Source organism: Kocuria sp. CPCC 205261, from assembly GCF_040981025.1.
Taxonomy (GTDB): domain Bacteria; phylum Actinomycetota; class Actinomycetes; order Actinomycetales; family Micrococcaceae; genus Kocuria; species Kocuria marina.
The window spans coordinates 59,341-71,246 of the sequence record NZ_JAVKPU010000014.1; the positions used below are offsets into that span (position 1 = coordinate 59,341).

At 68.5% G+C, this 11,906-nt stretch carries 4 protein-coding genes; 3 read left to right on the forward strand and 1 reads right to left on the reverse strand.

Annotated elements, in window-relative coordinates:
- Position 1: 1 nt before the first annotated feature.
- Positions 2–2,632, reverse strand: a complete 2,631-nt coding sequence (gene glgP / locus RF646_RS12190) for an alpha-glucan family phosphorylase (RefSeq protein ID WP_368836103.1) — start codon at positions 2,630–2,632, stop codon at positions 2–4.
- Between the two features lie 610 nt (positions 2,633–3,242).
- Here glgP and RF646_RS12195 point away from each other — a divergent pair.
- The 3 genes from RF646_RS12195 to glgB all read left to right on the forward strand — a co-directional run bounded on the left by RF646_RS12195 (position 3,243) and on the right by glgB (position 11,496).
- Positions 3,243–5,279 (forward strand): alpha-1,4-glucan--maltose-1-phosphate maltosyltransferase, encoded by a 2,037-nt coding sequence (locus RF646_RS12195; protein ID WP_368836106.1) that lies wholly within the window; start codon positions 3,243–3,245, stop codon positions 5,277–5,279.
- Between the two features lie 115 nt (positions 5,280–5,394).
- Positions 5,395–7,164: a maltose alpha-D-glucosyltransferase gene (gene treS, locus RF646_RS12200; RefSeq protein WP_368836104.1), complete on the forward strand. Its 1,770-nt coding sequence runs from the start codon at positions 5,395–5,397 to the stop codon at positions 7,162–7,164.
- A 63-nt stretch (positions 7,165–7,227) separates the two neighbouring features.
- The gene (glgB, locus tag RF646_RS12205) at positions 7,228–11,496 is read left to right on the forward strand and encodes a 1,4-alpha-glucan branching protein GlgB (RefSeq protein ID WP_368836105.1); all 4,269 of its coding nucleotides are present in this window, start codon (positions 7,228–7,230) and stop codon (positions 11,494–11,496) included.
- The last annotated feature ends 410 nt before the right edge of the window (positions 11,497–11,906 follow it).

Below are 11,906 nucleotides of genomic sequence, written 5' to 3' on the forward strand. Positions count from 1 at the left end.
GTCAGTCCCCGGCGTTGCGCACGAGAGCGAGTTCGGCCGGTGAGGCCAACTCGTCGTGGCGCGGCAACACCCTCACGGTGTACCCGAACGGGCCGGAGCGGTCGATCGTGATGGGCCCGGAGAACGTCATGCGTCCCCCACCCAGCTCGGTCACGTCCTCGAGCGTGGCGTAGGACCGTTCGTGGATGTGATCGGTTTCCGAGACGCGCCCGTAGCTGACCTGCACGGTCACGTCCTCGGGGGTCAGCTCGCCCAGATCTACGTACGCGTTGACCGTGAGCTCGTCACCGATCTGCGGTTCCTGGCGCACACCGTGTGCGTCCACGTGCTCGATCCGCAGCTGCGGCCACGCGGTACGCACGCGCTCGACCCAGTGGGCCGTGCCGCGGGCCAGGGCGCCGTCGTCCGTGGTCACGCGCCGGCCGGCGACGCACGCGGGGACGTACAGCTCGTTGACGTAGTCGGTGAGCATCCGCCGGGCGGAGACCTTGGGCCCGAGGGTCGCGAGCGTGTGGCGCACCATGGCGAGCCACTGGTGCGGCACGGTGCTCGCTCGCGACGGCGCGGTGTCGGGTCCGGCCGCGGTCGTGGCGTCCTCGGAACCGTCACCGTAGAACCGCGGTGCCACGTGGCTCTCGATGAGTTCGTACAGCGCGGCGGCCTCGATGTCATCGCGCTCGTCCGTGCCGGCCTTGTTGTCCGCGGTGGGGATGGCCCAGCCGTTCTGCCCGTCGTACATCTCGTCCCACCACCCGTCCAGGACGGAAAGGTTGAGCCCGCCGTTGATCGCGGCCTTCATCCCGGAGGTCCCGCACGCCTCGAGCGGACGCAGCGGGTTGTTGAGCCACACGTCGCACCCCGGGAACAGGACACGCGCCATGGCGATGTCGTAGTTGGGCAGGAACACGATCCGGTGACGCACCTGCGGATCGTCCGTGAACCGTACGAGGTCCTGGATCATCCGCTTGCCCATCTCGTCCGCGGGGTGGGACTTGCCCGCGACCACCAACTGCACGGGGCGGCGGGGGTCCAATAGGATCCGCTTGAGCCGTTCCGGGTTGCGCAGCATGAGCGTGAGCCGCTTGTACGTGGGGACGCGGCGTGCGAAACCGATGGTCAGCACGTCCGGGTCCAGCACGGACTTCGTCCAGCCCAGTTCCGCGTCCGCAGCACCGCGGCGCTTCCACGAGGCCCGTAGACGCTCGCGGACGTCGTGCACGAGGCGTTCCCGCAGGGCGCGGCGGGTGGCCCAGAGCTCGGCGTCGGACACATTGTAGATCCTGCGCCAACGAGCGGCCGGGTTGGTGTCGTTCTCCTCCGGGTCCACGGCCATGCGCCACACGGCGGGGTCGATCCAGGAGGGGACGTGCACGCCGTTGGTCACCGAGGTGATCGGGACCTCCTCGGTGTCGAAGCCCTCCCACAGCCCGTGGAACATGGACCGGGACACGGCACCGTGGAGCTCGGCCACGCCATTGGCACGCTGGGCGAGCCGCAACCCCATGACCGCCATGTTGAATTTGCTCGGGTCACCGCCCGGCATGGTCTCCGCACCCAGCTCAAGCACGCGCTCGGAGGGGACATCCGGGGCGAGCCCCGCGGCGAGGACGTGGGCGATCTGATCGCGTTCGAAGCGGTCGATGCCGGCCGGGACCGGGGTGTGGGTCGTGAACACGGTCGCGGCGCGCACCGCGGTGAGTGCTTCCTCCCACATCATGGCCTGGGCGTCGGCCCCGGGGTTCATGAGTTCCTGGATCCGCTCGACGCCCAGGAAACCCGCGTGGCCCTCGTTGCAGTGGTAGACCTCCGGCGTGGGCGCACCCGTGATCCTGCTGTGCGCGCGCAGCGCCCGGATCCCTCCCATGCCCAGCAAGAGTTCCTGGTACAACCGGTGGTCGCTGCCGCCGCCATACAACCGGTCGGTGACGTTGCGTGCGGCGTCGTCGTTCTCGCTGATGTTGGAGTCCAGCAGCAGTAGCGGCACGCGGCCCACGTCCGCCCGCCAAATCTGCGCGGACAGCGTCCGGCCCTCGGGCAGCGGGAGAACCACGCGCGCGGGCGTACCGTCCGCTTCGCGCAGCAGGGTGAGAGGGAGTTCATCCGGGTCCAGCACCGGGTAGGTCTCCTGCTGCCAGCCGTCCCGGGACAGCGACTGCTTGAAGTACCCGGCCTGGTACAGCAATCCCACGCCCACCACGGGCACGCCCATGTCGGACGCGGTCTTCAAGTGGTCCCCGGCGAGGATCCCGAGTCCGCCCGAGTACTGCGGAAGCGCGGACGTGATGCCGTACTCGGCGCTGAAGTACGCCACGGCCGCCGGGGCGTCCTCGCCCTGCGTGCGCTGGTACCACTGGGGTTCGGTGAGGTAGGTGTCCAGATCGGCGTCGAGGTCGCGGATGCGTGCCACGAGCTCGGGGTCCGCGGCGATCTGCTGGATCTCCTCGCGCGTGAGCGAGCCCAGGAGCTTGACGGGGTCCCCGTGGACCGCGTCCCACGCGTGCGGGTTGAGTTCGGCGAAGAGGTCCTCGGTGGGCTGATGCCACGTCCATCGGAGGTTCTTGGCCAATCGTGAGAGTGCAGCGATCGACTCGGGCAGGACGGTGCGGACGGTGAACCTGTGGATGGCCTTCACGGTCCCGAGCCTAGCGGCTTCGGCCCCGCCGCTCCACGGGGTCCGACGTGTGACGCGAGCGCGTCGCCGTCGCGGTTCGGGGACCACGGCCACGGCCTTATGAATCGGGGCGTTTGTCGCTAACGTTGGTCTCGTGTCGCAGCAGAACTCACAGCCCCAGGGCCGCCGTCCGTCCTCAGATCCCGTGCCGGATCCCCACGCGGGCGATGCCCACCCGGACGTCGGGTCCCGCTTGACCCCGCCGGTCCCGGCCACGGGCGTTCCCGACGTCGCCCCCTCGGTACGCCGAGCGGAGCCCCACGACGATGCCGCTCGCGTCCCGTCCGCGCCGGAGGCAACCGAAGCGGCGTCGTCCGCCGGTGCCGGGCAGCCGGACGCCCACGCATATGCGGAACCGGGCGCGGCCGAGGAGGTCGCCGCGGTCGTAACACCTACCGAGGACACCGAATCCGAGGCGCAGCCCGCATCCGACCAACAGTCCGCACCCGGAGCGCAGCGCGAGCCCGACACGCAGTACGAGCCCGACACTCAGTCCGCACCTGATCCGCACGCCGAAGCCGCGGCGCAGGCCCCGGCCGAGCAGGACACCGATTCCGGGGACGACGAGCACCTGGCGGACTTCCCGTCGGACGATCTCGTGTACGGGCGGATCCCCGTGACGGACGTGAGCCCCGTGATCGAGGGTGGGCGTTTCCCCGCCACGGCCGTTCCCGGTGAGGACATCCGGGTGAGCGCGACCGTGTTCCGCGAGGGTCATGACTCCCTCGGTGTGACCGCGGTGCTGTACGACCCGCAGGGCCGTGAGACCCAGCGCCGACTCATGACGCTCGTGGCCCCCGGGACGGACCGCTACGAGGCGTGGCTGCGTCCCGAGTACGAGGGCCCCTGGAGTTTCGCGGTGGAGGGCTGGTCGGATCTCTACGACACGTGGCACCACGCCGCGCAGATCAAGTTGGGGGTCGGCCAGGACGTCGAGCTCATGTTCCAGGAAGCGGCCCTGCTCTTCGACGCCGCCTCCAAGGAGTCCGATCGCTCGACCGATGAGGCCCGGGTCTTCGAGGACGCCGCCGAAGCGATGGCGGACACCGACCGCACGCCGGAACAGCGGTGGGAGATCGCCACGTCCCCGCAGCTCCTGGACTACGTTCGTGAGCGGCCGCTGCGCGATCTGCTCAGCTCGTCCCCGCGCTACCCGCTCGGCGTCGAGCGCGAGGCCGCGGGTCGTGGTGCGTGGTACGAGTTCTTCCCGCGCTCCGAGGGCGCCACGTACGACCCCGAGACGGGCGAGTGGACCCCGGGGACGTTCCGCACGGCCATCGCGGCCCTGGACCGGGCCGCGGCCATGGGCTTCGACGTCGCGTACCTCCCGCCCATCCACCCGATCGGGCGCAACCACCGCAAGGGGCCGAACAACACCCTCACGGCCGGACCCCAGGACCCCGGTTCCCCGTGGGCCATCGGTGGGCCGGAGGGCGGTCACGACACGATCCACCCGGACCTCGGGAGCTTCGAGGACTTCGACGCGTTCGTCGCGCACGCCCATGATCTCGGTCTCGAGGTCGCGCTGGACCTCGCGCTGCAGGCGTCCCCGGATCACCCGTGGGTCGCCGAGCACCCGCAGTGGTTCACGACCCGCGCGGACGGCAGCATTGCCTACGCCGAGAACCCGCCCAAGAAGTACCAGGACATCTACCCCCTGAACTTCGACAACGACCCCAAGGGCCTCGCCGCCGAGGTACTGCGGGTCGTGGAGCTGTGGATCGGTCACGGCGTGAACATCTTCCGCGTGGACAACCCGCACACCAAGCCCCTGTGGTTTTGGGAGTGGCTGATCGCCAGGGTGCGTAAGAACCACCCGGACACGGTGTTCCTCGCGGAGGCGTTCACTCGTCCGGCCATGATGCATGGGCTGGCCAAGGCCGGGTTCCAGCAGTCCTACTCGTACTTCACGTGGCGCAACACCAAGGAGGAGATCGAGGAGTACCTCCAGGAGATCTCCCACGAGACCTCCGGGTTCTACCGGCCCAACTTCTTCGTGAACACCCCGGACATCCTCACCGAGTACCTGCAGTTCGGTGGCCCGGCCGCGTTCAAGGTGCGCGCGGCCCTGGCGGCCACCGCGTCCCCGCTGTGGGGCGTGTACGCCGGCTTCGAGTTGTTCGAGCACGTCGCTCGTCCCGGGGCGGAGGAGTACATGGACAACGAGAAGTTCCAGTTGCGCCCGCGTGACTTCGACGCCGCCGTGGAACGCGGCGAGTCGCTCGCGCCGTACATCACGCGCCTGAACCGGATCCGCAAGGACCATCCCGCACTCGGGGACCTGCAGAACCTCACGCTGCAGAATTCCACGGACGACGCCATCGTGGCCTACAGCAAGACCAAGACCGTGGAGCGGGACGGCGAGCAGGTCCGGGACACCGTGATCGTGGTGCTCAACACGGACCCGCACAGCGCGCGGGAGGCCACCGTGTGGCTGGACCTCGACTCCCTGGACCTGCGGGGCCAGGACTTCAACGAGGACGGCTCCTTCTGGGTGGACGACCTGATCTCCGGTGCGAGCTGGAAGTGGGGCACCCACAACTACGTGCGCCTGGATCCGTACGTGGAACCCGCGCACGTGCTCAGCGTCCGCCGCGGGGTCAAGTGAGCGAGCGCCGTCGCGATGCGCCCCGACCGCTGAGCGCGGCGCACCACGGCGGCCGGCACCCCGCACCCGTCACGACCGACACGCACGTTTCTCCGAGAGGGCAGTCCAGCCGACCATGAGCACCACTCCTTTCCAACTCAACGCTCCCGGGCTCGCGCACGACCCGGACTGGTTCCGCAAGGCCGTGTTCTACGAGGTGCTCGTGCGAGCCTTCTCGGACGCCAACGGTGACGGCTCCGGCGACTTCTCGGGTCTGATCGACAAACTCGACTACCTGCAGTGGCTCGGGATCGATTGCTTGTGGCTGCCCCCGTTCTACGAGTCCCCGCTGCGGGACGGCGGCTACGACATCTCCGACTACTACTCCGTGCTGGACGAGTTCGGCACCGTGAGCGACTTCAAGCGACTGGTCGCGGAGGCCCACGCGCGGGGTCTGCGGGTCATCACCGACCTGCCGCTGAACCACACCTCGGACCAGCACCCGTGGTTCCAGGCCTCCCGGGAGGACCCGGAGGGGCCGTACGGCGATTTCTACGTGTGGTCGGACACGGACGAGAAGTACCAGGACGCGCGGATCATCTTCGTGGACACCGAGGTCTCCAACTGGACCTTCGACCCCGTGCGGCGGCAGTTCTTCTGGCACCGGTTCTTCTCCCACCAGCCGGACCTGAACTTCGAGAACCCCAAGGTCGTCGAGGCCGTGTTCGACGTCGTGAAGTTCTGGCTGGACATGGGCATCGACGGCTTCCGCGCGGACGCCATCCCCTACCTCATCGAGGAGGAGGGGACCAACTGCGAGAACCTGCCCGGGACCCACGACTTCCTCGTGCGGCTGCGCGAGATGGTGGACCGCGAGTACCCCGGCCGCGTGATCATCGCGGAGGCCAACCAGATGCCGCACGAGGTCGTGGAGTACTTCGGCACGGAGCAGGCGCCCGAGTGCCACATGTGCTTCCACTTCCCGATCATGCCGCGGATCTACTACTCATTGCGCGATCAGAAGGCCTCGCCCATCGTCTCCACCATGGAGCACACGCCGCAGATCCCGCGGGGCACGCAGTGGGGCACGTTCCTGCGCAACCACGACGAGTTGACGCTCGAGATGGTCACGAGCGAGGAACGCCAGGCCATGCTCGGGTGGTACGCCCCGGATTCGCGCATGCGCGCGAACATCGGTATCCGACGCCGCTTGGCACCCCTGCTCGACAACTCCCGCGCGGAGCTCGAACTCGCGCACGCGCTGTTGTTGTCCCTGCCCGGGTCGCCGTTCCTGTACTACGGGGACGAGATCGGCATGGGGGACAACATCTGGCTCGACGACCGCGACGCGTCCCGCACACCCATGCAGTGGACCCCCGACCGCAACGCCGGCTTCTCCACCGCGGATCCGGGCAAGCTCTATCTCCCGGTCGTGCAGTCGCTCGTCTACAACTACACGCAGACGAACGTGGAGACGCAGCTCGCGTCGTCCTCCTCCCTGCTGCACTGGATCCGGCAGATGCTCATGGTGCGCAAGGCGCACCCGGCGTTCGGTCTGGGGGACTACGTCAACGTGAGCACGGACCACGAATCCGTCCTGGCGTTCCTGCGCCGCTTGAGCCCGCAGGACGCGGACGACGGCGTGGGGGAGACCTTGCTGTGCGTGTTCAACCTTTCCCACGTCCCCGCGAGCTGCAGCGTGCACCTGGCCGAGTACGCGGGCCGGGGCACCCGGGAACTGTTCGGCGGTGAACCGTTCGGCTCCTTCTCGGAACAGGGCGACTACCGCATCACGCTCGGTTCGCAGGACTTCTTCTGGCTCCGGTTGCGCATGACCCCCGGCACGGACGGTTCCCACCCCGAGACGGTGGCCATGCCCATCATCAAGCCCGCGCGCAACGAGTGAGCGCGCGCGGGTACGGCCCGCGCGCGAAGCAGTGATTGTCCAGACGAAAGCGGGGGACCCTCCATGACGGATCAGCAATTTCTCGACAGGTTGCGCGACTGGTTGCCGCGGCAGCGGTGGTTCCCGTTCACGGCCACCCCGGACCAGTTGCGCTTGAGCGTCGTGGGCCGCGCGACCCTGGATTCCGGCACCGGATCGCATCGCGGCACGGAACGCATCATGTTCCTGGTCCAGGCCACGGTGGGCGAGCGCAGCGAATTACTCAACGTACCGGTCGTGCGCAGCACCGAAGCCCTGCCCGAGCTCGAGCGCTTCGCGATCGGCAGCTATTGCTCCGGCGGCCCGGACCGTCCCCTGCCCGAGCAGCTGATCGCGGGTGCGGAGGCCTCGGCCTCGTTCCTGCGCCGCGCCATCTCGCACGCGGGTTCTTTCCGCGAACGACGCCGCTCGGAGCGCTCGCGGACCGCCCAACCCATCACCTCGGAGGACTCCCCGGAGGCCGGTCAAACCGCCGGCGCCCAGGAGAAGGCCGGCGCGTCCGGTCGTAGTGGGGCCCGCGCCGATGCACAGGGCAGCGAGAGCACCACCGCGGACGAGACGGCCACGTTCCACCTCTACGACGCCGTGGGGGACCCAGGTTTCATGGACCGGGTGCTGCGGATCATGGATGCGCAGCTGACCGAGGGCGGGGTGCTGCGCCACGGGATGGGCCTGCACGGCCGCTACACCGGGGCCATGAACACGGATTATCGGATTGCCTCCGCGGATCAGGTGCGGGTGATCTCCTCAGAGCAGTCCAACACGTCCGTGATCCTCACCCCGCAGGACGCGGAGGACTCGGATTCGGCGCTGGGCGGCGACGCGGTGATCGTGAAGTTCTTCCGCGTGGTGGGGGAGGGGCGCAACCCGGACGTGGAGGTGGGCGTCAAACTCACGTCGCACGGTTCCACCGCGGTCCCGGCCACGGCTGGATGGCTCGACGCCCAGTGGCGCCAGGGCCTGGTCACCACGTCCGGTCAGCTCGCGGTGGCCGCCCAGTTCCTGGCCGATTCGCGGGACGCGTGGGCCATGGCCCTGGATGCGGCGAGCCATGCCCGGGACTTCTCCGAGCTCGCGGCCGAGCTGGGTGCCACGACCGCGCGCGTCCACGCCGACCTCCTCGGCGCCTTCGACCCCGTCACCGCGAACGACGATGCTCGGCGCCGGTTCCTGGACGACCTCGCCTCGCGGATCCGCTGGGCGTGGGAGTCCTGCGGGGACTACTTCGATTCCTACCAGGCCGAGGTCGAGGACCTGCTCGAGCAGCTGTCCCGGATGCGGGAGATCCCCGCCCTGCAACGGATCCACGGTGATTACCACCTGGGCCAGGTGCTGCACAACGACGCCCAGGGGTTCCGGATCCTGGACTTCGAGGGTGAGCCCCTACGACCCATTAAGGAGCGTGTCCGCCCGGACGTGGCCCTGCGCGACGTCGTCGGCATGCTGCGCTCGTTCGACTATGCGGGCGCCATGGCCGCGCGCGAGCGGGACGAGGACATGAGCGCCTGGACCGACGCGGTCTCGGACGCGTTCCTCGAGGGGTACGCCCGCACGAGCGGTTCTGGCGTGGACCGGGATTCGGTGCTCTTCCGCGCCCTGTGGCTTGACAAGGGCCTGTACGAAGTGGTCTACGAGCAGCGTAACCGCCCGGGCTGGGTCGCGGTCCCGGCCGGTGCCGTGGTGCGTTCGCTTGAACGTGCGCGCTCCCGTAACGTGAGGCGTGAAACACACGAGAGCCACACACCTGCATCCAGAACCGAGGATTTCGTGACCCCTGAACACCCCGAGAACACCGGCCCCGCGGCGTCGTCGACTCCTACGGGCCCCGAATCCACGCCGACCCCGGCATCCGAGTCCGCGCAGCACGCCGACGGCCGGGCGCCGTCGGCGGAACCGCGCAACGCGCGGGGCGCTGCGTCGGAGGCGACCGGGACGAACGACGCGTCGGCTCGGACCGCCGACGGTAATGACGTGACGGCTCCGGCGGAGACTGCGGGCGGGAACCACGCATCGACTCGGGCCGGGACTTCCCAGCAGAGCGTCGCAGCGGCGTCGGAACGGGAGCACCCCGCGGGCGGGCCCGTGCCCGTGAGCGCGGACGTGCTCGCAGCGGTGGCCGAGGGGCGCTACCACGATCCCCACGCGGTGCTCGGGGCGCACTTCAACCCGGACGGTTCGGTGACCATCCGGACCCTGCGACGCTTCGCGACGCACGTCTCGGTGCGCACGCTCAACGGGACGTTCCCCCTCGAGCACGAGTGGGGTGGGATCTTCACCGGCGTGGTCCCCGCGCACGACGAGGGCAAGATCCCCGACTACCGCGTCCTAGTGACCTATGCGGGCAAGGAGCCCGCCGAGGTCGACGACCCCTACCGCTTCGCGCCCACCCTGGGCGAGCTGGACCTGCACCTGATCGGCGAGGGCCGGCACGAGACCCTGTGGACCGTGCTCGGTGCCCACGTGCACCACTACCCGTCCTCCATGGGGGACGTCTCCGGCGTGAGCTTCGCGGTGTGGGCCCCCAATGCCCGGGCCGTGCGCGTGATTGGTGACTTCAACGGGTGGGACGGTTCCGAGCATGCCATGCGCTCGCTGGGTTCCAGCGGTGTGTGGGAAGTGTTCGTGCCCGGCATGGGCTCCGGAGACACCTACAAGTTCCGGATCCGGGCGGCGGACGGCTCGTGGCGGGACAAGGCGGACCCCATGGCCTTCGGCACCGAGATCCCGCCGTCCACCGCGTCGCGCGTGTTCGAGTCCTCCTACGAGTTCCAGGACGACGCGTGGATGCAGGCCCGCGCGGCCAAGGATCCCCACAACGCACCCATGAGCGTGTACGAGATGCACATCGGCTCGTGGCGCATGGGTCTCGGCTACGTGGATCTCGCCCGCGAACTCGTGGAGTACCTCACGTGGCAGGGCTTCACCCACGTGGAGTTCATGCCGGTCGCGGAGCACCCCTTCGGTGGTTCGTGGGGTTACCAGGTCACCGGCTACTACGCGCCGTCGTCGCGCTTCGGTTCCCCGGACGAGTTCCGCTACCTCGTGGACCAGCTGCACCAGGCCGGCATCGGTGTGCTCGTGGACTGGGTCCCCGGCCACTTCCCCAAGGACGAGTGGGCGCTCGCCAAGTTCGACGGGCAACCGCTCTACGAGCATCCGGACCCCCGCCGCGGCGAGCACAAGGACTGGGGCACGCTAATCTTCGATTACGGCCGCCGGGAGGTGCGCAACTTCCTCGTGGCCAACGCGAACTACTGGCTCGAGGAGTTCCACGTGGACGGGCTGCGCGTGGACGCCGTGGCCTCCATGCTCTACCTGGACTACTCGCGCAACGACGGCGAGTGGGAGCCCAACCAGTACGGCGGACGCGAGAACCTCGAGGCCATCGCGTTCCTGCAGGAGGCCAACGCCACCGCGTACCGGCGCAATCCAGGGATCGTCATGGTTGCGGAGGAGTCCACGTCCTTCCCAGGGGTCACCAAACCCACGAGCGCCGGCGGTCTCGGCTTCGGGATCAAGTGGAACATGGGGTGGATGCACGACAGCCTCGAGTACATGGCCGAGGATCCCGTCAACCGGCACTACCACCACAACAAGGCCACGTTCTCCATGGTCTACGCCTACTCGGAGAACTTCATCCTTCCCATCTCCCACGACGAGGTCGTGTACGGCAAGGGCTCCCTGCTGCGCAAGATGCCTGGTGACCGGTGGCAGCAGCTCGCCAACGTGCGCGCGTACCTCGCATACATGTGGGCCCACCCGGGTAAACAGCTGATCTTCATGGGCACCGAGTACGCCCAGGAGTCCGAGTGGTCCCAGGAGCACGGCCTGGACTGGTGGCTCTCCGAGACCCCACCGCACCACGGCGTGCAGGAGCTGGTGAAGAGCCTCAACGAGATCTACCGCGAGACCCCGGCCCTGTACGCACGAGATAATGACCCGTCCGGTTTCGAGTGGATCGACGCCAACGACGCCAAGCGCAACACGCTGTCCTTCACCCGATGGGACGACCAGGGCAACCCGCTCGTGTGCGTGGCCAACTTCGCGGGCAATACCCACGAGCGCTTCCGGTTGGGTCTGCCGTGGGCGGGGGAGTGGGACGAGGTGCTCAACACGGACTCCGACATCTTCGGTGGTTCCGGCGTGGGCAACCTGGGCCGGGTCACCGCGGCCGAGGGTGCATACAACGGGAAGCCGGCGTCCGCCGAGGTCACCGTCCCTCCGCTCGCGGTGTTGTTCCTGAAGCCGGCCAAGGGTGCGAGCACCAGCCCGACGGCGCGCGACCGGGACTGATCAGGTCACGCATCATTGAATGCAGAACCCGCGGGAGCACGTGCTCCCGCGGGTTCTCCGTCTCCGGAGGGTTCTCCCTCTCCGGAGGGTTCGCCGTCCCAGGTTTGCCGTCTCCGGTGGGGGCGTGTAATGTCTTCCGAGTTGCCACGGCAGCGGCCGCGAAGGCCGAACGGGGCAACGAAACGGGGTCGATCCCACCACTGACGAGCCGCGCACAACGGCGAGAAGGTGTGCTAGGATGGTTCCCCGCAAGCCGCTGAAGAGCGATGACAGCAGGAAGCAATCGAGAGTTCATTTCGAGTTGCAGCCCGGGTCATCCGCAGCTAAGCTTGTAGATCGCAACCGACCGTTGTGGCCCTGGTGAGGGGTCTGGTGGTGTGGTTTGTTGTTTGTCAACTCAATAGTGTGTC